General features: G+C 37.3%; 25 protein-coding genes. 10 read left to right on the top strand and 15 right to left on the bottom strand.

Annotated elements, in window-relative coordinates:
- Positions 1–121 precede the first annotated feature (121 nt).
- Positions 122–973, bottom strand: coding sequence for a quorum-sensing system transcriptional regulator Rgg (rgg, locus tag ACWPV5_RS00620; protein ID WP_261054398.1), 852 nt, complete (start codon positions 971–973; stop codon positions 122–124).
- Positions 974–1,096: 123 nt separating this feature from the next.
- Here rgg and ACWPV5_RS00615 point away from each other — a divergent pair, with 123 nt between their 5' ends.
- Entirely contained in the window at positions 1,097–1,438 is a 342-nt protein-coding gene (locus ACWPV5_RS00615) for a metal-sulfur cluster assembly factor (protein WP_001206380.1), read from the top strand.
- A 258-nt stretch (positions 1,439–1,696) separates the two neighbouring features.
- Here the strand turns inward: ACWPV5_RS00615 and ilvD are convergent, their stop codons facing one another.
- From ilvD to ACWPV5_RS00585, 6 genes are all read right to left on the bottom strand, one after another.
- On the bottom strand, positions 1,697–3,400 hold the full coding sequence (ilvD, locus tag ACWPV5_RS00610) for a dihydroxy-acid dehydratase (protein WP_138336847.1): 1,704 nt from the start codon (positions 3,398–3,400) through the stop codon (positions 1,697–1,699).
- A 230-nt stretch (positions 3,401–3,630) separates the two neighbouring features.
- Positions 3,631–4,563, bottom strand: a complete 933-nt coding sequence (locus tag ACWPV5_RS00605; protein WP_173278972.1) for a transketolase family protein — start codon at positions 4,561–4,563, stop codon at positions 3,631–3,633.
- Entirely contained in the window at positions 4,560–5,417 is an 858-nt protein-coding gene (locus ACWPV5_RS00600; protein ID WP_173278973.1) for a transketolase, read from the bottom strand. The genes ACWPV5_RS00605 and ACWPV5_RS00600 overlap by 4 nt, the downstream gene beginning before the upstream one ends.
- Positions 5,418–5,420: 3 nt before the next feature.
- On the bottom strand, positions 5,421–6,767 hold the full coding sequence (locus tag ACWPV5_RS00595; protein ID WP_000975289.1) for a PTS ascorbate transporter subunit IIC: 1,347 nt from the start codon (positions 6,765–6,767) through the stop codon (positions 5,421–5,423).
- A 12-nt stretch (positions 6,768–6,779) separates the two neighbouring features.
- Positions 6,780–7,064 carry a PTS sugar transporter subunit IIB gene (locus ACWPV5_RS00590; RefSeq protein ID WP_000912476.1) on the bottom strand — a complete coding sequence of 95 codons (285 nt, stop codon included), beginning with the start codon at positions 7,062–7,064 and terminating at the stop codon, positions 6,780–6,782.
- Positions 7,065–7,067: 3 nt separating this feature from the next.
- The gene (locus ACWPV5_RS00585) at positions 7,068–9,098 is read right to left on the bottom strand and encodes a BglG family transcription antiterminator (RefSeq protein WP_454381963.1); all 2,031 of its coding nucleotides are present in this window, start codon (positions 9,096–9,098) and stop codon (positions 7,068–7,070) included.
- A 190-nt stretch (positions 9,099–9,288) separates the two neighbouring features.
- Here ACWPV5_RS00585 and ACWPV5_RS00580 point away from each other — a divergent pair, with 190 nt between their 5' ends.
- The 4 genes from ACWPV5_RS00580 to rpmG all read left to right on the top strand — a co-directional run bounded on the left by ACWPV5_RS00580 (position 9,289) and on the right by rpmG (position 10,130).
- Positions 9,289–9,429 (top strand): hypothetical protein, encoded by a 141-nt coding sequence (locus ACWPV5_RS00580; RefSeq protein ID WP_225354851.1) that lies wholly within the window; start codon positions 9,289–9,291, stop codon positions 9,427–9,429.
- 25 nt (positions 9,430–9,454) lie between these two features.
- A complete protein-coding gene (locus tag ACWPV5_RS00575; protein WP_049494796.1) occupies positions 9,455–9,631 on the top strand; it encodes a PTS ascorbate transporter subunit IIC in 177 nt (58 codons plus the stop codon).
- Between the two features lie 151 nt (positions 9,632–9,782).
- The gene (rpmF, locus tag ACWPV5_RS00570) at positions 9,783–9,965 is read left to right on the top strand and encodes a 50S ribosomal protein L32 (RefSeq protein ID WP_000290417.1); all 183 of its coding nucleotides are present in this window, start codon (positions 9,783–9,785) and stop codon (positions 9,963–9,965) included.
- 15 nt (positions 9,966–9,980) lie between these two features.
- The gene (rpmG, locus tag ACWPV5_RS00565; RefSeq protein ID WP_001265622.1) at positions 9,981–10,130 is read left to right on the top strand and encodes a 50S ribosomal protein L33; all 150 of its coding nucleotides are present in this window, start codon (positions 9,981–9,983) and stop codon (positions 10,128–10,130) included.
- Between the two features lie 199 nt (positions 10,131–10,329).
- Here the strand turns inward: rpmG and ACWPV5_RS00560 are convergent, their stop codons facing one another.
- From ACWPV5_RS00560 to relB, 3 genes are all read right to left on the bottom strand, one after another.
- Entirely contained in the window at positions 10,330–11,082 is a 753-nt protein-coding gene (locus ACWPV5_RS00560; protein WP_023944035.1) for a hypothetical protein, read from the bottom strand.
- Positions 11,083–11,379: 297 nt separating this feature from the next.
- The gene (locus tag ACWPV5_RS00555; protein ID WP_261077739.1) at positions 11,380–11,727 is read right to left on the bottom strand and encodes a type II toxin-antitoxin system RelE/ParE family toxin; all 348 of its coding nucleotides are present in this window, start codon (positions 11,725–11,727) and stop codon (positions 11,380–11,382) included.
- Positions 11,717–12,004, bottom strand: coding sequence for a type II toxin-antitoxin system RelB/ParD family antitoxin (gene relB, locus ACWPV5_RS00550; protein ID WP_001101477.1), 288 nt, complete (start codon positions 12,002–12,004; stop codon positions 11,717–11,719). The genes ACWPV5_RS00555 and relB overlap by 11 nt, the downstream gene beginning before the upstream one ends.
- 560 nt (positions 12,005–12,564) lie before the next feature.
- Between relB and ACWPV5_RS00545 the strand changes: the two genes are divergently transcribed.
- The 3 genes from ACWPV5_RS00545 to ACWPV5_RS00535 all read left to right on the top strand — a co-directional run bounded on the left by ACWPV5_RS00545 (position 12,565) and on the right by ACWPV5_RS00535 (position 14,519).
- Positions 12,565–12,789 (top strand): hypothetical protein, encoded by a 225-nt coding sequence (locus tag ACWPV5_RS00545; protein WP_454381962.1) that lies wholly within the window; start codon positions 12,565–12,567, stop codon positions 12,787–12,789.
- A 66-nt stretch (positions 12,790–12,855) separates the two neighbouring features.
- Positions 12,856–14,079, top strand: coding sequence for a hypothetical protein (locus ACWPV5_RS00540; protein ID WP_228111195.1), 1,224 nt, complete (start codon positions 12,856–12,858; stop codon positions 14,077–14,079).
- A 17-nt stretch (positions 14,080–14,096) separates the two neighbouring features.
- Positions 14,097–14,519, top strand: coding sequence for a hypothetical protein (locus ACWPV5_RS00535; protein ID WP_153193691.1), 423 nt, complete (start codon positions 14,097–14,099; stop codon positions 14,517–14,519).
- A gap of 326 nt (positions 14,520–14,845) precedes the next feature.
- On the opposite strand, the gene ACWPV5_RS00530 is transcribed toward ACWPV5_RS00535, so the two are convergent.
- Positions 14,846–15,172 carry a helix-turn-helix domain-containing protein gene (locus ACWPV5_RS00530; RefSeq protein WP_153193692.1) on the bottom strand — a complete coding sequence of 109 codons (327 nt, stop codon included), beginning with the start codon at positions 15,170–15,172 and terminating at the stop codon, positions 14,846–14,848.
- Positions 15,173–15,356: 184 nt separating this feature from the next.
- On the opposite strand from ACWPV5_RS00530, the gene ACWPV5_RS00525 reads away from it, so the two are divergent.
- Both ACWPV5_RS00525 and ACWPV5_RS00520 read left to right on the top strand, forming a co-directional pair.
- Positions 15,357–16,178 carry an excalibur calcium-binding domain-containing protein gene (locus tag ACWPV5_RS00525; RefSeq protein ID WP_153193693.1) on the top strand — a complete coding sequence of 274 codons (822 nt, stop codon included), beginning with the start codon at positions 15,357–15,359 and terminating at the stop codon, positions 16,176–16,178.
- A 125-nt stretch (positions 16,179–16,303) separates the two neighbouring features.
- A complete protein-coding gene (locus ACWPV5_RS00520) occupies positions 16,304–17,371 on the top strand; it encodes a DUF6287 domain-containing protein (RefSeq protein ID WP_153193694.1) in 1,068 nt (355 codons plus the stop codon).
- A 320-nt stretch (positions 17,372–17,691) separates the two neighbouring features.
- On the opposite strand, the gene rpsD is transcribed toward ACWPV5_RS00520, so the two are convergent.
- The 4 genes from rpsD to ACWPV5_RS00500 form a co-directional block, all read right to left on the bottom strand.
- Complete coding sequence (rpsD, locus tag ACWPV5_RS00515; RefSeq protein ID WP_000092756.1) at positions 17,692–18,303, bottom strand: 30S ribosomal protein S4; 612 nt, start codon at positions 18,301–18,303, stop codon at positions 17,692–17,694.
- Positions 18,304–18,497: 194 nt separating this feature from the next.
- On the bottom strand, positions 18,498–19,550 hold the full coding sequence (locus ACWPV5_RS00510) for a HAMP domain-containing sensor histidine kinase (RefSeq protein ID WP_000769765.1): 1,053 nt from the start codon (positions 19,548–19,550) through the stop codon (positions 18,498–18,500).
- Positions 19,547–20,245, bottom strand: a complete 699-nt coding sequence (locus ACWPV5_RS00505) for a response regulator transcription factor (protein WP_000520648.1) — start codon at positions 20,243–20,245, stop codon at positions 19,547–19,549. Before ACWPV5_RS00505 ends, ACWPV5_RS00510 begins: the two co-directional genes overlap by 4 nt.
- A 123-nt stretch (positions 20,246–20,368) precedes the next feature.
- Positions 20,369–23,527 (bottom strand): SSURE domain-containing protein, encoded by a 3,159-nt coding sequence (locus ACWPV5_RS00500; RefSeq protein WP_454381961.1) that lies wholly within the window; start codon positions 23,525–23,527, stop codon positions 20,369–20,371.
- Positions 23,528–23,592: the final 65 nt, after the last annotated feature.

The raw sequence follows: 23,592 nt of genomic DNA, 5'->3' as shown, positions 1-23,592 counted from the left end.
TTTGAATATATGCAACAAATAAAATGAACAAAAAGAAACGATAGAATTTCTCCAGTGACACGAGAGAGCCCAACAGTTCTATTGCTTCAAATTTTAAATTATTTTCTTAGTTTGCAGATATTCAACAATCGGTCGTTTTTCTATAGTATTCGGCAGATTTATTACAGCCAAGCATCTCAAAAATACGGACAGCATCTTCCATCTTTTTCTGACCTTCCTTGACTCTGCCTTGCTTGCTATCAAGGAGACCTTCTGCCCACAAATAGACAGTTCGGAAATAGGTTTCATTTTCATTGTAGAAATGATCTTCGATAACACGTTTAAAATAAGAGGCATTGGTAAATTCTTCACACTCAATGCTGGCTAAAAAGCCATTCAATAGTATAGTGTGAAAAAGGTTTCGATTGCCAGACATTTCCATTAGAAAATCAGATTTTCGTACCATCTCTCTAACATACCTAGTGAAAAGAGAAACAGATAGAAATGGTGAACTGACTGAAAATAAATTGAGTTCATAGATTCCCCAGATCTCGGTAGAAAACAAATAATCATGAAGGACTTTCCCCTCCTCTACCGTTAACTCTACCCTTTCGTCCATGCTCTTCATATAAGACTTGATAATAATGGCATTTAGAATATGTTTCTGTTTGTTTTGAGAATGGACATGCTTTTGATACTCCCTGCGATACAAGTCCTCAAGCGGAGCTATATTCTTTGGATCCAAGACATCTATGATTTCTTTTCTCAACTCAGAATCTGTATCATACTGAAAACCTCTCGCCAGAAAGAGGATTTCCTCTACACTGGCAGATATATTTTCTAGGGCAAATAGAAACTTTTCCACCGAAAGCTCACTCTGACCTGTTTCAAAGCGAGATAACATAGACGGAGAAAATTGTCCCCCAGTTGCTTGTCTCAGCGAGATATTTCTTGACTCTCGTAATTGTCTAAAGACTTTTCCAATCTGCTCCATAGGATTCCCCTTGATTCAGTATTTTCTTCATTTTATCATATTTTTCAGAAAATTCATCAAAAACTTGCCAAATTGTCAGAATTATGAGAAAATAGAGGATATTTATCACGTGGAGGGACTGTAATGAGAGAGGATATCAAAATCAATGACCGCGCTTTGGCCTTGCAAGACCAAATTATCGAAAAACTAGAGAAGGTTTTTGATACAGATGTGGAATTGGATGTTTACAATCTAGGGTTGATTTATGAAATCAATCTGGACGAAACAGGCCTCTGCAAAATTGTCATGACCTTCACCGACACCGCCTGTGATTGCGCCGAAAGCCTGCCTATTGAAATCGTGGCAGGTCTCAAACAAATCGAGGGTATCGAAGATGTCAAGGTTGAAGTTACCTGGTCGCCTGCTTGGAAAATCACACGAATCAGTCGCTACGGCCGCATTGCCCTTGGACTGCCACCTCGTTAATACTCTTCAAAAATCTCTTCAAACCACGTCAGCGTCGGCTTGTCGTAGGTATATGTTACTGACTTCGTCAGTTCTATCTGCGACCTCAAAACAGTGTTTTGAGCTGACTTCGTCAGTTCTATCTACAACCTCAAAGCAGTACTTTGAGCAACCTGCGGCTAGCTTTCTAGTTTGCTCTTTGATTTTTATTGAGTATAAGCAGGCAAATCACTTTTGAAGATGAAAAGAAGCAAGCCGAGATTGGCTTGCTTTTTAAGTTTATTTTTTACCTGACTTGTCCATATTCCAGAAGTCTGTCACGGCTCCACGAGAAGCAGATGATACGATATGGGCATATTTACCGAGGACACCACGACTGTAAAGTGGTGGCAAGGTAGTTTCTGCCTTGCGTTTTTCAAGTTCTTCTTCGGATACGGCCATGGAAATTTCTTTGGTATCTTGGTCAACCGTAACAATATCGCCTGTACGAAGGTAGGCAATTGGTCCACCATCCTGAGCTTCAGGAGCGATATGTCCAACAACCAGACCATAAGTACCACCAGAGAAACGGCCATCCGTCAAGAGGGCAACCTTATCTCCTTGACCTTTACCAACAATCATGGATGAAAGTGACAGCATCTCAGGCATACCAGGACCACCCTTAGGCCCAACGAAACGAACAACGACTACATCGCCATCAACGATTTCATCTGTCAGAACGGCCTGAATCGCATCTTCTTCTGAGTCAAAGACCTTAGCTGGTCCAACGTGACGGCGCACTTTAACACCTGATACCTTGGCAACCGCACCGTCAGGGGCAAGATTCCCGTGCAAGATGATAAGCGGACCATCCGCACGTTTTGGATTTTCAAGTGGCATGATAACTTTTTGACCTGGTGTAAGGTCTGCAAAGTCAGCTAAGTTCTCAGCAACAGTCTTACCAGTACATGTAATGCGATCTCCATGAAGGAAACCATTTGCCAAGAGGTATCTCATAACCGCAGGCACACCACCGACTTCGTAAAGGTCTTGGAAGACATACTGACCAGATGGTTTCAAGTCAGCCAAGTGAGGCACACGCTCTTGGATCGTATTGAAGTCCTCAAGTGACAAGTCAACATTGGCAGCATGGGCAATGGCAAGCAAGTGAAGAGTGGCATTTGTAGAACCACCGAGAGCCATGGTTACAGTGATAGCATCTTCAAAGGCTTCACGAGTCAAGATATCTGATGGCTTGAGACCGAGCTCCAACATCTTGACAACAGCACGTCCTGCTGCTTCGATATCTTCTTTCTTATCAGCTGATTCAGCTGGGTGAGAGGAAGATCCTGGCAAACTCATCCCTAGAACTTCGATAGCTGTCGCCATAGTATTAGCTGTATACATACCACCACAGCCACCAGGTCCAGGACAGGCATTACATTCAAGACGTTTCACGTCCTCAGCTGTCATATCACCGTGGTTCCATTTTCCGATACCTTCAAATACAGAAACCAAGTCAATATCTTTGCCATCAAGATTTCCAGGTGCAATGGTTCCACCATAGGCGAAAATAGCTGGGATATCCATATTAGCAATGGCAATCATAGAACCAGGCATGTTCTTATCACAGCCACCGATAGCGACGAAGGCATCCACATTGTGACCACCCATAGCTGCCTCGATTGAGTCCGCGATGATATCACGAGATGTCAAAGAGAAACGCATACCAGGCGTTCCCATGGCAATCCCGTCTGCTACGGTAATAGTCCCAAACTGTACAGGCCAAGCACCTGCCGATTTGACACCTTCTTTGGCTAATTTCCCAAAATCATGCAAGTGAATGTTACATGGTGTATTTTCCGCCCAAGTCGAAATCACTCCCACAATCGGTGTTTCAAAGTCCTTATCTGTCATACCAGTCGCACGAAGCATAGCACGGTTTGGTGATTTTACCATACTGTCATAAATGCTACTGCGGTGACGTTTATCTAATTCAGTCATTTGTTCCCTCCCATTTCAGTTTTTACTATTATAGCACATTTTAAAAGCAATGAACAGAAGAAAATTCTTGAATTTTCAGAAAATTCTATATACATATAAACATTTTAAATTAAAAACAACAAAGCGGATCAGGGCACTTTCTGATTACCAGAATATGCTTTTAATCCGCTTGCTTTAAATAACGTAATGTAATTTTTACAGAAGTTCTTTCAGATAAGTGTATTTAACATCTATCTTGCATTATAAAACTCTAGAACTTTCTCTTTTATATTCGATTCACTCAAACCATACTCATTAAGAAGATAATCCATTTTCCCAACTTGACCGAATCTTTCTTGAACACCCATCCGATGAATTTTTGTTATTCCATCATCAGAGAATAATTCACATAAAGCACTGCCAATTCCACCTATCTGATTGTGGTTTTCTACAGTAAATATAGTTTTTCCACTTAACATTGTTTTTATCTGTTCTGGTATCGGTTTAATTCTAAATAAATCTATCACACCTACTGAATAACCTAATTTAGACAGTTCATCCGCAACTCGAATACTTGGAGCAACCATTATGCCAGAAGCAACTATTACAACATCTTCACCGTGTCTTAACTCAATGTAGCCTTTAGAAAAATCTTCTCCACCTTGATATACAGCCTCTGGAGCCTTTCTAATTGTTCGAATATATTTTAGTCCTTTTAAGTCTAATGTCTGGTTCAAGATTTCACGAAATTGGATATCATCAGTTGCTTCAAAAATGATCGATTTAGGAATTAAACGTAACAATCCAATTTCTTCAAATGGCATATGTGTTCCACCATTCATCTCTGCCGTTACTCCTGCATCTGAGCCAATCACAGTGGCATCCAATTGTGCGTACCCAAGAGAAATAAATAATTGATCAAATACTCTTCTTGAAGCAAAAGGGCCAAATGTATGAAGATAAGGTCTAAACCCCTGAATAGATAAACCTGCTGCAAGCCCGACCATTTCTGCTTCCATTATTCCAACATTCACATAACGGTCTCCAAAGTCCTTTTCAAGATTATTAGTAGCCATAGAACTTGACAAGTCTGCTTCTAAAACTACTATATCAGAATAACTTTGGTTAGCCTCTAAAAGGAAATCTCTATACACATGTCGTAATTCTTTCGCACTTCTCATCATTCTGTTTCCTCCAATTCCTGACTTAATCTTTCTACAACTGAAGTTAACATTTGTCTCTCCTCTACAGTAGGGCGAAGATGATGATTGGATTTCATTTCTTCCAGCTCTCGAACTCCTTGACCTTTAATAGTGTCTAATACAATACACTTAGGAGATGAATTATTTGACTGTTTTAATTGGATAATCCCTTCATAAATTCCTCTAATATCTGAACCATTGACCCTAATGGATTCAAATCCAAATGCTGAGAATTTTTCTACAAAATCACCTGGATTACAAATATCCTTTGTAAAACCATCTAATTGTTTTTTGTTATCGTCTACAAATACAATTAAATTAGATAACTGTTGATGAGAAGCAAACTGTATAGCCTCCCAACATTGTCCCTCATTTAACTCACCATCTCCAACAATAGCATAGGTATAAAAGGGACTTTTTCTTATTCTCTGACCATATGCAAGTCCGGTTGCAACACTAATTCCCTGTCCTAAAGAGCCAGTTGTCATATCTATGCCCGGCGTTAGATTTCTATCAGGATGCGACGGCAATTTGGTTCCATTTGTATTTAAAGAATATAAGAATTCTTTGTCAAAGAAACCATTCAAATAGAGTGTGCTATATAAAGCCGGCCCAGCATGCCCCTTGGATAGAACAAAATAATCTCTATCTCGTGATGCAAATATTTCTGGAGTCATTGGCATTATTTCACCATAAAGCACCGCTAAAACTTCTACGATAGACAGACTCCCTCCATAATGGCCGAATCCAAGATGATTCAATGTTCTAAGAGTATTTAATCGGATTTTAGTCGCAAATTTTCTTAACTCATCTTCTCTATTTTCACTTAAAATCATCCCTTATTCCTCCTTTGCAGATGGCTTTTTAATAAAGGATACTCCAAACATAACTGCTAGAATAAGAACAAGACCAATAACAATGCCTGCTTGTGAGCCAAATTGATTCAACATTCCTAAAATAATTCCTGATAGACCAAAATCTGCATCTGAGAAAGTTGACCCTTGGAAACCAAGTCCTCCCAAAACTGGCATTAAAAAGACTGGAAGAAAACTAATTAAAATACCTTGTAAAAATGCTCCAATAGTGGCTCCACGAACACCACCAGATGCATTCCCAATGACACCTGCAGTCGCTCCACAGAAGAAATGAGGCACAACGCCTGGTAAGATGACAACCGTTCCTGAAGCAATCATAATTGCCATACTCACTAAACCACCAACAAAACTAGAGATAAATCCAATTAGGACTGCATTAGGTGCATAAGTATAAACAATCGGACAATCCAAAGCAGGTTTTGAATTAGGTACAAGACGCTCTGAAATACCTTTAAAGGCTGGAACAATTTCACCCAAAATAAGGCGAACACCTGCTAAAATAACAAATACACCTGCTGCAAATTGACCTGCTAATTGTAAAGCATAAACTAGACCACTTGTACCATTACTGATTTCTTTTTCTATATATTCTGACCCTGCAAAGATAGCTACAATAATGTAAATAACTGCCATGGATAAAGTAATACTAACAGTACTATCACGTAAAAAAGCTAAACTCTTTGGAAATTTAATGTCCTCTGTTGATTTTGATTTATCACCGATAAGGCTACCAGTAAAACCACTCAACCAATATCCCAAAGAACTGAAATGACCTAAAGCCACCTTGTCATTTCCAGTTAATTGAACCATATATTTTTGCACAAATGCTGGGGAAATACTCATAATAATACCGAGTGCTAATCCTCCTAGTAAGATAAGAGGCAAACTTGTAAAGCCAGCAACTGATAAAATGACCGCAATCATACACGCCATATATAGAGTGTGGTGCCCTGTTAAAAAGATATATTTGAATCGAGTAAAACGAGCAATTAAGATATTGAATACCATACCTGCAAACATAATCATTGCAGTAGCTGAGCCATATGTTGTTAAAGCTACAGCTACAATTGCTTCATTATTCGGTACAACTCCAGATAAATGAAAAGCATGTTCAAACATGGTACCAAATGGATTCAAAGAATTTTGTACAATTCCTGCACCACCAGATACAACTAAGAAACCAACAAAAGTCTTAATTCCACCTTTAATAATATCAGGTAATTTCTTCTTCTGAAGAACTAATCCTAAGATTGCAATTAAAGCTACTAAAATAGCTGGTGTACTAACAATATCCAATATGAACTTCATCATGACGCTAGCCTCCTAAATAAGTCCTTTTTCTTCACAAAGTTTAGTAATTAATTCTCGTAGTTCATCCATATCAATAATACTATTTAAGATACGAACATCTCCAAGATGACTAGCTGAATCAGCTAAATCACGACCAACAATCCAAATATCAGCTGCATTTGGATCTGCTCCACCTAAATCATAGTGTTCAACTTCTACATCTGAAACATTCAAATCACTCAATACAGATTCAATATTCATCTGTACCATAAAACTTGAACCTAATCCTGAACCACAAGCTGTACCAATTTTTAACATTATCTAATCCTCCTGTTTAATTATCATTTCAATGTCATCATAGTTTTTTGATGATATTAAAGTTTGAACATGATTTTTATCTCTTAAAATTGTTGTTAAATGTGACAAAGCCTTTAAATGACTCTCATTATCAATGGCTGCAATACAAATCAACAATCTTACCTCTTGTTCTGGATTATCCAATAAATAAATCGGTTCTTCCAAAACTAACATTGACATTCCTATTTCATTCACACCTTCATCTGGCCGAGCGTGAGGAATTGCTACTCCCTTCCCTAAATTAATAAAAGGCCCAAACTCTTCTACTTTTTGAATCATTGCCTCAGGGTAGTTCTCAGTTATCTTATGTTGATCCAAAAGCGGTTTAGCTGCTAAACGAATTGCCTCCTTCCATCCTAATTTTTCCGAACTAACCTGATAAGTTTCTTTTGTAATTAATTCTTCTAACAATGGTAACACTTCCTTTCTGTTCATTTCTTGATAGAGATACCTCTTTAATGCTAATTTTAACTCTAATTCTTGTGTGATTACACTATATCGTCTTACTATGCTAATTATCTGATTAAGCTCAATATCTCGATAACCTGTATCTGGGAAATCTTTTGATACCAATTCAACTAACTGTGTTGTTTGTTCTTCCGTCATCATAACAGAAACTAGATAATTTGGCTTCTCTGTATCCACCTTTATAGTAGAAAAAACCATATCATAGTCACTACTAGTTTTCGAGTATAAATCATCAATCTTTGAGGTTCCTATAAACTCAATTTGAGGGAATAATGCTAATAGATTCTCTTTTATCATCAATGAAGAACTAATTCCATTAGGACAGATAATTGCTGCTTTATAACATTTTTGAGGCAAATTGTCTGCTTTCTTTAAATATCCTCCAAAATGGATAACAAAATATGCTGTTTCACTATCAGGTATGGGCTTGTCAATAGCGTCCATCAAGGGAGTCAAAGAATCTTTTACTAGTTCAAATAAATCAGGATACTGTTCTTTAACATGCAACACATATTCATTTGAGCTAGGTAAGCCGAACTTTAATCTATAGTAAGCCGGTATAAGGTGGCGGCGAAGATTTTCTCTCAATACTTCTCTTTGTTTAAAATGTAACAAAGAAATATCTTCCATTCTACTTATAATAGCCTCTGTTAATTGATTAAAGTAAACCGGAGCAACATCTACTTCACCTTCAAAGCAACTTGATAATAAAACTGTGATATAGCGATAATCATCCTCTGAAAATACCGTATCTATAATCCCCAAATCAACTACTGTATCCAATAAAATAGTCGTTATATCTTGAATAATAGGAGATACTAGTGTCTCTGAAAGACATACTCTTTCAACATCCCTTTGATACCTACATATAATGAATACTAAACCGAAAAGGCAAACTTTTAATTGATTAACAATAGGTACTATCTGTAGCTTTTCATAATAATCTTTAACTACCTGATCAATCAAATCATAAGTTAATGAATACCCCCAACTGGATAAAACATAATCCAACCCCCAAATCCCTATGGAGGATTCCAGCAACTCACTAACCATTTGAAAAGCTAAACGGTGCTTATTCCACTCTGAACCGTGTAAAGTATAACCTTTTGCTCTACTGTACCCTAGCTCCAAATCATTATCTAACATAATCTTTCTTAATGATTGAATATCAGATAAGGTTGTATTCTTACTTACTTTCAAAAAGTCTTGGTAATGATTATTCGATATAAAATCTAATCGGCAAAAAGTGTAAAGATAGATTAATGCTAAGCGAGTCGACTTTGGTAAAACCAATTCATCCGACTTAATAATATCTGTCAAAGACTGCTTCGTACGATTTGATAAACTATAGCGACCTTGTTTTTTATCCAGCACTATCCCTTTATTAGCTAAATAAGGCACTAAATAATCTATTCCTTCTTTGACTTCCTTTATAGGTAAGCTCACCTTAACAGATAATTCATATAATGATAGCTCACAATGATCCATCAAAGTCATCAAAATAACTAGTGCTCTATAATCAAACATTTCTCTTCCTTTCTAACTACAATTATAGTGTAAAAGTTATAAGAATAAAAGAGTATTTCAGCACAATATAATCTCACCTTTTAAAATAAATTATTGGGCTGAAAGTTTTTAGTGATTATTTGTCAACTTTCTATTAATTTTTAAAAACAAAATGATATCATTTAGATATCAAATAATAGGAATAGTTGAAATGACACTGGAACGGCTCAATGAAGGGGAATTGGTAGAGCTTGACGAAGAACGAAAAGCTGCCATGGTTTCAAATCTTCTAGTCGTTCTCTGTGGCAATCATGATGCACAACCAATTGTCAACACAGGAAGTCTTTACTAAAGATGGATGAAGCTAAAAAAAGCAGATCCCCCTTCTACTCTCAACAAAGTTATACGCTGCACTCGCATCATGGGCAGAAGACGACTTTCGTTCAGTCAATGGGCAAATCGAATATCTCCTCACAGAATGTGTCAAACAACGGAAGAAAGACGGAAAATACGTATCAGAAACCATTGACGAACCATTTGAGATTGATATTTAACACCTTCTCCTGTCTGCCGTGTCGGATAGGAGAATTTTTTCATCTTTTTTTGTCAAGTAACTTTACTTTACAAAAAAAATGTGTTATCCTAGTATGGTTGATGAAAATCAGTAGATTGAATCGAATATAAATACCTAAAGGAGAAATCAAAATGGCAGTACCTGCACGTCGCACTTCAAAAGCGAAGAAAAACAAACGTCGTACACACTACAAAGTAACAGCTCCATCTGTAAACTTTGACGAAACTACTGGAGATTACTCACGTTCTCACCGTGTATCACTTAAAGGATACTACAAAGGACGTAAAATCGCTAAAGCTGCATCAGCTGAATAATAGAAGGGAGATACCATGCGCGTAAATATTACACTTGAACACAAAGAATCTGGTGAACGCTTGTACCTTACTTCTAAAAACAAACGTAACACTCCAGACCGTCTTCAATTGAAGAAATACTCACCAAAACTTCGCAAACACGTTGTGTTCACAGAAGTTAAGTAAGCATTCAATACGAATCAATACAGAAGAAAAACGCTGATTCAAGCGTTTTTTCTTTTTGTTAATTTCACTATATTGCAAGGGAAATCGTTCGAATGACTACCTTTTTCACTACCTTTTTTTGAAATAAGAATATTGATTCGGACAATTAAAAACAAGAGGAGCTTCATTACGAGGCTCCTCTTTTTTATCTTTCGTTGCACTAAATTTTAGCATTTACTTGTTTTAAGTTCAATTCCCTATCTTCAAACAATAATCTGATTTGGATTTGAGTAGGAGCGTTTCCATTATTTAAAACACAAACAAGCCTTGTTTCAATATTTGGTTTAAATTGTCTCCCATCAATTGAATCTTGTAACAGTGGATGTTGTAGGATACGATTGCGTATTTCTTCATGAGGAATTGAACCCCAGCAAATAACTGGCTCAGCTCTTTCGATAATCATTCTAGGAATATATTCAGGTGCAAATTGTTCTGGTGAAATACATAATCCTCCGTTTTCTTTGAAAGAATTTAATAATCGGTTAAAAATAGCACTTGGCTCCCCATTGCATTTGATTCCATAAAATCCAATTAAGTCACCAACTTTTTTAGCAATATCTGACTTATTATTGTCTATAAATCTAGATAATTCTTCATTTTCAGGAAGCCCTTGTCTCCTTTGATAAATACCCTGCCAATTATCTTGATTTCCTTCATAATTTGCACAATTACTTTTTCTTCCTATGTCGTATGGCAGTCCTTCTATAGGATTTTTTGTATGTGCCGCATAATATCTTCCAGCTCTATTTCGCGTATTATTATTTTCCCCCCCGATAAGTTGAATCGAAGAACCACAAGTTGGACACAATGCGTACTTACTGCCATTTTGATAATATAGTGATTCTTTATTTGTTCTCTCTTCAAACTCATCAATATGATAAGTTCCACCATTGATTAATTTAAAATATTTCATCGCTATTACCTCAATAAATAATCCGTCTAATCTTATTATACCATCGATTTTTCATATTGTGAGAACCTGAAATATAAAAACGAAGAATACCATCTCTTCTCAATTTCTATTGTGTCAGTATTATTGAATATAATATTTTTATAAAAAGATTTTCATATTATTTCTAATATATTTTAAATAAAGACTAAGTCTTTTTTTGCTTTTCTCTATTTATTTGTATCTATTGAAATGCTAGAACTAGAAATTTCATCTTGTATAGTATTTTAGAGAATCCAAAACGCAGTTCAATAATATGCACTATTTTTTCTTGAACAAACGGATGTAGTCCTGTTTACTATGAATAATATCTGATATAAAGACAGCTTTTCTGTCCTCTAAAATATGATAGAAGGCTAGGTAATCGCCTAAAATGATGCATCGAGTTTTGTGGGGTGGGTATATAATAACTCCTACTCTTTCATCAGCATCAAATCCCGCTTCTGGGAAGACCTCAAGACGCTCCAAACCATAAAGAATATTCTTAACTGTGTTTGCTCCTGCCTGTTCTGAAAAGTAGTTAGCTGAGATATAATCTTTAATACCTCTTAGCTGTTCTTGTACCGTTTCAGAGATAATAAGGCTATATGAGTTCTCGTTAAATTCCAAGGTTAGCCCTCACTTCATCAAGGCTGTAAGTCCTTCCATGTTCTAAATCCTCAAAGCTACGGGCAATTTCGGCACGCAATCCTAATAGAAGTTCTTCTCTTTCTTTGTCTACTTGAGTTTCAAATGGCAAAGCTTTATTTTCTACAATGTGTTCTAAAAACAAGTTAAAACTAGCTGTCATATCAAGATTTTGCGCTGTGATAATAGCTTTAGCCTTCTCTAACAAGTCTCTGTTAGTCTTAAAGTTTACCTGTGTATTTTTTTCTAAAACATTCATAGTAGTACCTCCTTTTAGACTATTATATCACTTTAAACTATACAGGTCTAGCTGCGTATAGATACTTATAGCTGGTAGTAAAAACAAAAAAAGCACTAAGGGAAAACGCCCCAAAGTGCTTAATATCAAGGCTCTAAAGCCAATCTGATTCAATAAAATATTACAACATTTTGTTGTAGAATAGATTTAGTATAAATTACACTTTGGTATGCTTTATAAATGTTGATTCTGTAGTATTTTTAGAATTTACATATTAAATAAAATAGATTAAACTTTACTCCAAGGTGGACAAAAAGGAGTACAAATTTCATGGTGATGAGTTCAGTAGGCAAGTAAGAAGTACCGTTTAGGTGCTTTTTATTTTACCCTATTCATCTTATAGGTTAAGGGTATATATTTGCATTTACTTTAGTTAAAAATTATAACGAAGAATTAACTAATGTATATGTATCTGTGGTATAATTAGGATAGTGTTTAACAATATTTTAAACATAAATATAAAACAGGAGGCTTTTTATGAATAAAAAGAAAATATTGGGAGTTAGAGTACAAAATAAATAATGTTAGTAAAACTACAAAGTACTAAGAAGGTATTTCAAGTTCTTTTAGTAATTCTATTTATATCTTTGCTGTCAGGATGTAGAAGTTCTCTAAACCGTATTGAAATTGGAGATGAAATCTATTTTTGGACTGTAGAACAGAATTTAGATACTGAAGAATTTGAATCTGTTAAGGTTACAGGGATAGTCTCTCAGGTAGTTGAATATGAAGATTATTATATGTGAGACTACAAGGAGATATAAGACCTTATCAGATAGATAAAGACAAATTTCACTGATAAAAGGGAAAGTATGAATAAAGGAAAAATTTTAAAGATAACTGAGAACACAGTGTATATAGGTTATGAAGATGGAAGTTTAAAGGAAATTCCTATTGAATCTTGTGACTTTGAACCTAGAATGGGGGATTATGTAGAGGTTTATGGTGATATTGCTATAAAGGTTGAAGGTAGTAAAGAAAGTAGCCCAGTTAAAAAATCAGAGGCTAAAAAAATTTCATTAGTTAGCAAGATAAACATATTTTCCTCTATAGTTTTATTTCCTATCTCATTTAGTTTATTATATGATAGAGGAGTAATATTAGAAGCTACAATACTATCCCTTTTTGTAGTTTCACTGTTACTGATTGTATTAAATCTGATACTTCTTATTATTTCATCTATTAAGAAGAATAAGGTTAATAAAAAAAGCTCCATAACGTATTTGATTATAGCTATTATAATTCTTATTTTATCAACTGTATATGTAAGTAATAATTTCAGTCCAAATTCAAAGAAGACTGTATCACAGAACACTTCTAAGTCCTCTAAATCATCATCTAAGAATAGTTCTATAACTCAATCAAATGAAGATGATACTGAGAAAGCAACAGCTGATTTTAATAATTATTTAGAGAATAATTTAGGTGAAAAGATAGACTATAAAGGGGATATCACATTGATTAATGATGATGAAATTTATCTAGATACAGATAAAATCATTATTAATAATAAAAAATATGATTCCAAAGGATTTAAACATAGTCCTAAAATAAAGGCAGTTTATAAAGGGAAAGATATTTTTAGAGGTGGTCAATCTCTAGGTTTAAATGCAAAAGTTAAAAAGGAGTCAGGAAAACCACAACTTGAAATTTTTGATGTGTTCACAGTAGGGCAAACTTATGAACAATATATGCAAAAAGGGATAGAATTAAAAAGTAAATTTGAATTACGAGCAACTGTAAAAGAAGTTAATAAAATAAATAAGAGCGATAGCGATGTATTAACTTTATTGATTGTTGTAGAACCTCATTCAATTGATTTATTTGATGATGATAATGCACCATTCCAATTTGAAGATGGCAAAAAAATACACTTGGCTTTAACTGAGCAGACAGAAGAGGAATTTATTAAACAAAAAAGAGGGTTGAAATCAGGTGATGATATTAGAATTTATGGGATGTTAATGACAGATTCACTAGATTTGTTGTTAGCAAATCAAGGTGGTAGTTATTTAGACGTGAAAAGAACTAATTAGAAATAAGGTATGAGGTAATGAATACATATAAAGTTATTAAAATTGAAGGAACTCTAATCTATTTAGGTAAAGATGATGGAACTTTGCTAAAAGTTGAACAGACTTCTTTTAATTTTGTACCACAATTAGGGGATATAGTAGAGGCGTACAAATCTGAAGAAACCTATATCATAGCTAAAAAGTCTAGTGAAGTTCCCACAGAAAAGAAAAAAGAAGAAAAAGGACCTCTGACAATTAAAAATATTAAGCTTATGGCTTGGCTTGGAATAGTATTAACCTTATTAAGGGACCCCCTTTTTTTTGCTATTCCAGTCATGATGGGGCATCTCCTGAAAGAAAAAGGAGAGAAAGATAGCGGTACTTTTATGCTTGGGGCATCTATTTTTGCTTTTATAACTGCAATAATTATTAGATTCGTTCTAACAGGTTCATTCTGGTAATAGGTAACACGTTTTTTAAGGTAATAGATAAGCGCTGGATACTCAGATTCAGCGCTTTCTTTTTTCTTTTTATTTTTTAATCGACCTCTTCAATAAAGAAAAATAATTCTCATTCCTTATCTGAATAATGTAACCTTTAATCCTCACAATATGTAAAAAGTACGGATAGATTCTAATTACCCGACCTACAGATTACTATTAAAAATTACTTCACAAGAGACTATAACAATCTGAAGAATGAAGGAAATACCAATAGATACTAAAGTAACTGTCTACGGTTGGATATATTTCGGATAAATTACACTTTAGGTGCTTTTTATTTTACACTAACTATCTTGGCTTAATTCAAGTATTTCCATCACCTTATGAACAATCATCCTATGCTGTGGGTGTTTCTGAATCTTCAATAACAGTTCCATCATTTCTGTATCTTGTGGCACAGAATAAGGTAAGAAAAAATCACTCAATGAAACTTCTAAAGCATCAACAATCTTCACAAAAGTTTCCAAAGAGATATTTCTGTGATTATTTTCTATCTGACTGATATAAGGAACGCTTAGATTTGTTCTTTCTGCTAATTCTTGCTGTGTAATCTTCTTTGAAGCTCGTAAGTCTCGTATCTGATTACTTATATTTTCTAATATATCATCCATTCCTTCACCCTCTAAGTTAAATCTACTATCTATCTTATAGATTAAACAATCATGTTTACATTCTCTACAGTTTAATATTTGTTAAAAATATATTCTATTGTTAAAGTTTGTGTGATATAATTATAACTATTAGGAAATATTTCTTTTATTTCATTAAATAAAGTTAAATATCAGGAGGATATATATGATTAAAAAGCTTAATGAATTGAGCAAAGAACAAAAGATTATAGGTAGTATTGTACTATTGCTTATCCTCATTTTGTTCTTCACACTATTAACTAGCGGTAGCACTAAACACTCACAAGTTCAAACTAAGGCTAATGATTCTGTCAAACAGTCTAGTTCTTCTTCCTCTACTTCATCATCTAGTAGTGAAACTAGCTCTAAAATAGAGAAATGGTCTCCAACTGGACATATAGCTGTAGATGCTTATCTGAATACACCACAAATTAAAATCATACTGCGAGCCAAAGCACTGAGAGAGGTAGCATACAAACTCTCGAACACTGATAAACTCTACGAAGTTGAAGCTGAGGTAATTGGGATTGAAGAAAAAGATGAATATCGTGAGTACAACATAACAGGTAAGAAACTTCTGATTCGTACACCTGAATCATTAGCTGTAAAAATAGATGAACTTATGGTCTATACGGGAAATACAGTATCTATAGAAAAATATGATTCAATCGGTAAAGGCTCTTTAGTAATCAGTAAAGTAAGAAAAACAGAGAAAGCACAAGAAGAGGAAAAAGCAAGTATTGAAGCCTCTAAATCAAAAGAAGAGGAAAGGAAAGCATCTTCACGAGCAAAAGAGCAAGAACAAGTTTCATCTCACACTACAACTACTCCTACACAATCGTCTACACCTGCTCCACAATCAAATTTAAGACCGTTCAAAAACTGTAAGGAAGCACGAAAAGCAGGACGTGTAAACATACCTGCTAGTGACCCACAATATGGTCCATGGCTAGATAGAGACAAAGACGGATACGGATGTGATGAATAGTAAAAAAGTTCTTATTCTACTGTCACTACTACTTATTCTAATTGTAACATTCAAGCATGCTTAACCATTCAGCCACAAAAACACTACCTCTCATGGTTGCCTATATGTACGAGAACTAATACTACATGAAAAATAAAAAACATAACCAAATTATTCACGTTTCAGAAACACATATTATCATTCGACTCCACACAAATGAGACTCTAAATGTTCCTATCAATGAGTTAACTTTTCGTCCTAAAGTAAACGATATTGTTGAAGTTTACCAAAATCAGAATCATGTAGTAGTTTGTCCTCTACCACAGAGCAACAAGCTTTGGATTCTTATAACCTCAATTACACTTCTACTTCTTACCATTATAGGAGCTACTTTTTTATTCTTTAGACATCCAGATAGGAATATAGAAACAGTAGATAGTCACTCTTCACAACAAATCTCATCTACTACTTCTAGTTCCTCTGCATCATCCAGCTCTTCATCCAGCACATCTACCACAAGCTCTAGCTCAACTGAAGATAGTATAATAGATACGACAGCCGAAGAGCTTCGAGATATGGAGAATGATGGTAGATTAAAGACTGGTCAACTATACCGCTTCACAGCAGAACTAACACGCAAAAAATTTTGGGAATCGTACGTAGGACATTTTAAAGCTCTAAATACATACCATACTATTTGGGTAAAAGCTAGTAACGCTCCTATAACTGGTGTACAAGTACAAATTAAGAAGTCTATGATTGAGGGATGGCAAGAAGGAGCAACCGTTACTTTCACAATCAAAATCATGGAAGACTCTGAAAAGTTTCAATTCTGGGTTGCTACTGATGCCACACTTATCACGACTCCCACAGAAGAAAAGCACACAGAAAATACAACACAAGAAATTGATACACAGGCTATTCTACATGGAGACTACTCTAGTATAGCTGGTACTTGGAGGAATGAGCTAGGACATGAAATAGTGTTTAATAAGAATGGTTTAGTAAAAGGAGGACAGATATATAAATCAGGTATAGGAAGCGATGGACAGATAGGTTTTAGTGTTAGCACAGGACCTACAGGATATGGTATGAGTGTTTATCCAATTGGCGTTACTATAAAATGGGTTGATTCTGATTTAAGCAAAAATAGAATCATAGCTGGACAAACTGCTCCGAATAGCTCTGAACAGGTATTTTACAAAATAGATTAAACCAAAATTTCCTCTACCTATTAATTCTTCTATAATAGCTGAAAATCCCTGCAATTACTCATTGCAGGGATTTTGTATATCCTTTATATCACATGAACCTCCTTAGTTCCTTTTACTAAAGCATTCTTTTCACAGAATTGTATATATGCCCATAGCATAAATGAATTCGGCAAGAAAACAAAAACAGCCGTCTCATTTTATGAGAAAGCTGTTAGTTCTTTGTGAAGGGGGACAAAAAGGGGGACAAACCCAGAAATCAACGTTTTAAGACAAAGCAAAAAGCCCACTGTTGTAGGCTTTCTGTAAGATATATCTTAAAATTAAAGCATTTTGTTGTAGAATTCAACGACAAGTGCTTCGTTGATTTCTGGGTTGATTTCGTCGCGTTCTGGCAAGCGAGTCAATGAACCTTCCAATTTTTCAGCGTCGAATGATACGAATGCTGGACGTCCAAGAGTAGCTTCTACTGCTTCAAGGATAGCTGGAACTTTCAATGATTTTTCACGAACTGAGATCACTTGACCTGGAGTTACGCGGTATGATGGGATATCAACGCGTTTTCCGTCAACAAGGATGTGACCGTGGTTTACGAATTGACGAGCTTGACGACGAGTAGTCGCAAGACCAAGACGGTAAACAACGTTATCCAAACGACGTTCCAAAAGAAGCATGAAGTTGAAACCTAGGATTCCGCCTTTGATTTTTGTAGCTTGTACGAACAAGTTACGGAATTGTTTTTCACCTACACCGTAAGTGAAGCGAAGTTTTTGTTTTTCAGCCAATTGCAAACCGTATTCTGACAATTTAGAACGGTTGTTTGGTCCGTGTTGTCCTGGTACGTAGTTACGACGTGCCAATTCTTTACCTGTACCTGTAAGTGAAAGGCCAAGGCGACGAGCTTGTTTCCAAGATGGTCCTGTATAACGTGACATGTAAATGTCCTCCTGATATAAATAATATTTCGGTGGAAATAGTCACTTAGAAAGCCCTGATTCGTGCAGATGCCCTTCGCCTAAACAGCCAAGGTTACTTGTCATAAGACACCTGTTGACGAGCTTCATGCTTTCCTGCTGATATTTCGCACAAAATCCATTCTACCATGAATGGCTAGATTTGTAAAGGGGTTTTAAGCTTTATTTTCACTGCCAGAGAGATTGAGAAGGAGGGTAAAGGTGCTTCCTAGACCGTACTGGCTGCTGACTGTGATTTCCCCACCCAATTGATGGGCCAATTCACGCGCAATCGCAAGCCCTAAGCCATGACCACCTGTTTTCATGTTACGCGAAGTTTCGACACGATAAAGGCGTTTGAAAATATTCTCCAAGTCCTCTGGGGCAATTCCCTGCCCCTCATCGGTCACACTGATTGAAAGCTGGTTATTTTCCAGCTTAGCTACCACTTCCAGCTTGGTTCCTGGAGCTGAGTATTTAAAAGCGTTATTGACCAGATTTACCAAGATGCGAGAAAGCTTGGCATAATCTCCCTCAATCCGGGCAGACTCTGGGATTACCTGTAAATGAACATCTCGCTCCTCCTGCTCAATCAAGAATTGAAATTCACTCATGCACTCAATCAAGAGCTGATCCAGAAAAATACTGTCCTTGCTGGTCGTTTCGACCTGATTTCTAGCTGTGTTTAGGGTCAAAAAATTCAACTCCTCAACCAGTTTATTGAGTCTTTCAGTCTGACGTCCAATGGTTGCTAGATAATGCTCCTGTTCTCCTTCCTTGATAACCCCATCCAAAATCCCTTCTACCGTCGCTTGGATTGAAGTGATGGGGGTCTTGATATCATGCGAAAGTTGAGCAATCATCAAGCCCTTTTCTCGTTCGCTTTCTTCCAAGGAATCAAAGGTGGCCTGCAAATCATGGGACATTTCATTGAAAGCTTGGCCTAATTGCTGGAATTCTACAGGTCCTTGAACTTCCAGATTTGATGGAAAGTCCTTGTCCGCTACCCGCTTGGCATGTTCCTTAAGTTTGCCCAATGAAGTAAAGACCGGCGACAGGAGAAAGAGACTAATCCCAGCACCGACAAGGCTGGCAACGATGGTCATTCCAAGCAGAAAGTAAATCTCGCTTTTCTCAATCAGCATTTTTTGAACAGCCCAAAAAACCACGATAATCGTTAGGAGTGTTGAAATGATATACCCCACTAAAATATAACTTTTTAATTTCATTGACTACCTCGTGCTTTCTCAATTTTGTAGCCCAAGCCCCAGACGGTTTTGATGGTCGGTGTTTCTGCACTAGCATGTTTAGCCAACTCCTGTCGAAGAGCATGAATATGAACATTCAAGGTATTAGTGTCATCCACATAGTCTTCCTGCCAGACCTTTTCATAGAGGTCTGTCTTAGAGAAAACCCGCTCTGGATTGCTGACTAAAAGCCATAGAAGTTCGAAGGATTTGACGGTCAAATCAAGCGCCACATCTCCGACTTGGACCTCATGACTACCGTGATTCATCCGTAAATCCCCGAGACTGACGACTTCTGTCTCACCTCCACGATGAAGGCGACGCAAGATATTGTGGACACGCAAAACCAGCTCACGTGGACTAAAGGGCTTGGCAATAAAGTCATCTGCCCCTAAGCTCAGGCCATAAATCTTGTCCTGCTCGCTAGTCTTAGCCGTGATAAAGAGAAAAGGCTGATCTGGAGATTGATACTGAACCTCACTAATCAAGTCATAACCATCCATCCGAGGCATCATGATATCTGTAATAATCAAATCAATCGCTTTTCGCTTGAAGATTTCTAAAGCCTCTACTCCATCATGAGCCACCAAAACCTGATATCCTGCCTGAACCAGATAACGTTGATGAATATCTGTGATTTCTACCTCGTCGTCAACGAGTAAAATTGTCTTTCCCATCTGTCTCTCCTTTGAAAAAAACAGTGCTATACCACAATAGTATAACACTATTTTTATCTCTTTACGAACATTCTAAACGATATCTGGATTTTTCAAATCCTAGATAGAAAGGCTGTAGCTAGACTAGTCATTTTCCTCTTTTTTAGCTTTCAAACCGAGTCCACCTAGAAGTCCGGCCAAAGCTAATCCAAAGAATCCAATAGTAGCCATTGATGTTTGGGCTTCACCAGTATATGGAAGCATGTCTTTTTGGTCTTTCATTTGAGCAACCATCATTGGACTTGATACCTTGTTATTAGATGCCATCTTGCCTTCATCAGACATTTTGCTTGAGGCTGCTGGAGCTTGATCTTGTTTCATGCTTGAAGTTGCTATTGGCTGGCTAGCATTCATGGTTTTGTCTTGCTCTTTGTTAGGCATCATCTTATCCTGACTAGCAGCTGGCATTTGAGATTTCATCTCATCTTGATGAGCACTTGGCATTTGAGCGTTCATATTAGATGCATCTTGATGACTATTCATCATTGGAGCCGGCATAGCTGAACCATTAGAAGATGGGACGAAGTCTGATTGCATCTGAGTAAGAGACTGATGTCCATTCAAGTTTACTGTCAAATCCTTAGTCGCTACGAGGTTGCTCAAGTCTGCCTTGCCGTCTTTTGCACCATACACCTTGATAGTTGCCTTGTAGCTGTGAGTTCCATTTTGTTTCAACAAGTCAAGAAGCTCTTTATCTGATTTGCCTTGAGTACCTGCTAAATCTACTTCGTAGAAGTAAAGGCCTTTACCTAATTTTTCTACTGGTGGAAGGGCTGGATTTTTAGCTGAGCCGTTGTCTGACCATGGAGCCTTATCTGAAGCCTTCAAGATAAGGCGGGTTAACATACCGTCACCAGCAAAGAATTCATACGGAATGACTTGGTTGACACCGGCTGTGAACGGGCCAGGGAAGTTGGCTTTGTCCAAGTAAGTAGCTGGGACATCTACTGTGTCTTTAGTATTGTCTGCCACACCTTTTCGAACTTCAGCTGGAGTAGTCAAACCATTCAAGTTGACATCCAAATCCTTAGTCGCTACAAGATTGCTCAAGTCTGCCTTGCCATCTTTGGCACCGTACACTTTAATGGTAGCTTTATAGCTTTGTGTACCATTTTGTTTCAACAAGTCAAGAAGCTCTTTGTCAGATTTACCTTGGGTGCCGGCCAAGTCTACTTCATAGAAGTAAAGGCCTTTCCCCAATTTTTCTACTGGTGGGAGAGCGGGATTTTTAGCTGAACCGTTATCTGACCATGGAGCCTTGTCGGATGCTTTCAAGATAAGACGAGTTAACATACCGTCACCAGCGAAGAATTCATATGGAATGACTTGGTTGACGCCGGCTGTGAATGGGCCTGGGAAGTTAGCCTTGTCCAAGTAAGTGGCTGGGACGTCTACTGTATCTTTAGTGTTGTCAGCCACACCTTTTTGAACTTCAGCTGGAGTAGTTAAGCCATTCAAGTTGACATCCAAATCCTTAGTCGCTACGAGATTAGTCAAATCAGCCTTGCCATCTTTAGCACCGTACACCTTGATGGTAGCTTTATAACTTTGCGTACCGTTTTGTTTCAAGAGGTCAAGCAGCTCTTTATCAGATTTACCTTGAGTACCAGCCAAGTCTACTTCGTAGAAGTAGAGGCCTTTCCCCAATTTTTCTACTGGTGGGAGAGCGGGATTTTTAGCTGAACCATTGTCTGACCATGGAGCCTTATCTGAAGCCTTCAAGATAAGGCGAGTCAACATCCCGTCTCCGGCGAAGAATTCATATGGAATGACTTGGTTGCCGCCAGCTGTGAATGGACCTGGGAAGTTGGCTTTGTCCAAGTAAGTAGCTGGGACATCTACTGTGTCTTTAGTATTGTCTGCCACACCTTTTCGAACTTCAGCTGGAGTAGTCAAACCATTCAAGTTGACATCCAAATCCTTAGTCGCTACAAGATTGCTCAAGTCTGCCTTGCCATCTTTGGCACCGTACACCTTAATGGTAGCTTTATAGCTTTGTGTACCATTTTGTTTCAACAAGTCAAGAAGCTCTTTGTCAGATTTACCTTGGGTGCCGGCCAAGTCTACTTCATAGAAGTAAAGGCCTTTCCCCAATTTTTCTACTGGTGGGAGAGCGGGATTTTTAGCTGAACCGTTATCTGACCATGGAGCCTTGTCGGATGCTTTCAAGATAAGACGAGTTAACATACCGTCACCGGCAAAGAATTCGTATGGAATGACTTGGTTGACGCCAGCTGTGAATGGACCTGGGAAATTAGCTTTATCCAAGTAAGTGGCTGGAACATCTACTGTGTCTTTGGTATTGTCAGCCACGCCTTTTTGCACTTCAGCTGGAGTAGTTAAGCCGTTCAAGTTGACATCCAAATCTTTTGTCGCTACGAGGTTGCTCAAATCGGCCTTGCCGTCCTTCGCACCGTACACTTTGATAGTTGCTTTATAGCTTTGAGTACCGTTTTGTTTCAAGAGGTCTAGAAGCTCTTTATCTGATTTACCTTGGGTACCTGCCAAGTCCACTTCGTAGAAGTAGAGACCTTTGCCTAATTTTTCTACTGGTGGAAGGGCCGGATTTTTAGCTGAACCGTTGTCTGACCATGGAGCCTTGTCTGAGGCCTTCAAGATAAGACGAGTCAACATACCGTCACCGGCAAAGAATTCGTATGGAATGACTTGGTTGACGCCAGCTGTGAATGGACCTGGGAAATTAGCTTTATCCAAGTAAGTAGCTGGGACATCTACTGTGTCTTTAGTATTATCTGCCACGCCTTTTTGCACTTCAGCTGGGGTGGTTGCTGGTTGCGTTTCATTTGCTTCACGGTCTTGTCCAGAAACTGTAGGCGCAGGATTTGTCGCAGGTTTAACCGCATCTTCTGTTTCTTTCTTAGATTCAGGTTTTGCTTGCACTTCTTCTTTTGGTGCTACTACTTGGTCTTTAGCAGCTACATCCGCTTTTTCTGGAGAGCTTGTAGTATCCAAGCTTGCTTTAGGTGTTGAGTCTGCCTGTTCTGAATGAAGAGCTGTATCGACTGCTTCTTTGAGAACCTCTGCTGGTAAGTCGCTCTTTTCACTCACCGAAGTAGCATCTGGAACGACTTGAGCAGGGGTCGGATTGACCACATCGGCACGTACAGAACTTGGTTGACCAACTAGGACAAAGAAGCCACTGGCTACAACAACTGAGGCGACACCGACACTAAGACGGCGAATAGACCAACGAGTATATCTTTGATTTGGATTGAATTTCATAAGATTCTCCTTAGAGTTTTTCTTTATTTGATGACTCTAGTATAATCTCCTAAAATTAAAAAGGA

The organism is Streptococcus sp. Marseille-Q7156 (genome assembly GCF_965119495.1).
This window is presented reverse-complemented; position numbering and strand designations above follow the sequence as displayed.